The sequence below is a fragment of the Chromobacterium sp. CCUG 76385 genome (assembly GCF_059916625.1).
This window is the reverse complement of record NZ_JAUCGU010000070.1, coordinates 1-951: the sequence shown is the minus strand read 5'-3', so window position 1 is coordinate 951 and position 951 is coordinate 1. Positions and strand designations below refer to the sequence as shown.

1 protein-coding gene is annotated in these 951 nt (G+C 69.2%); it reads right to left on the bottom strand.

Going from position 1 to position 951, the window contains the following annotated elements; genetic code table 11:
- Window positions 1-951, bottom strand: a 951-nt coding sequence (locus QUG01_RS19895) for a hypothetical protein (RefSeq protein ID WP_500831603.1), incomplete at both ends; no start/stop codon positions are given.

The following is a 951-nucleotide window of genomic DNA, read 5'->3' as shown; positions in this document are numbered from 1 at the left end:
GATGGCCGGGGTATCCGGCGGCACCAAATCGAGCGTGCCGCTGTCCGATCCGGCGGCGGAGACATTGCCCAGTACGTTGGTTTGCGTCGCCGACACGCTGACCGTTTGGCCATTGGCCGGCTCGGGAATGCCGAGGCTGAGCACGCCATTGGCGTAGCTGGCGCTGACGGCCGGGTTGCTGCTGGCCACCGAGCCGTCGCTGTGGACGGTGACGCTGCTGGCCGCGCCGCCATCGCTGATCGACACCTGAGCGCTGCCGCCATTGCTGAGGCTGTTCGAGTCCAGCGCGACGGTGGCCTGCACCTGGCCATGGGCCAGATCGGTCGGGCCGATCCAGCCATTCGGGTCGAGGTGTTCGGCCACGGTGACGATGGGCGCGGCGGGCGCGGTCAGGTTCAAGGTGCCGCTGGCGCTGCCGCTGCTGGAGGCATGGCCGAGGCTGTCGGTCTGGGTGGCGCTGACGCTGACCGCCTGGCCATTGGCTGGCGCGGCGATGGCCAGCGTGACCGTGCCGTCGGCATAGCTGGCGCTGACGGCGCTGGACGAAGTGCTGACCACGCCGGCGCTGTTGACGGTGACGGTGCTGCTGGCGCCGCCATCGTGGATGGTCAGCGTGGCGAAGCCGTTATTGGCCAGGCTGACCGGATCGAGCGTGACGGTGGCCTGCACCTTGCCGCCGGCCAGGTCGCTGGCGCCGATCTGATCGCCCTGGACCGTGTGCTCGGTCAGGGTGACAGTCGGGGTCGCCGGAGGCGCGTAACTGGCGGAGGCGTTCAGCGAGACATTGCCGACGCCGTCGGTGACGGTGGCGGCGAGCGTGGCGGCGTTGCCGCTCAGCGGCAGATAGACCACGCCGTTCTGGTAAGCGTAAACCGTGCCGCTGCCATCGACCAATTGGCCGTTGGCGTTCAGCGCCAGACTGATCTGGCTGGCGCCTTCCGTCACCGTCAG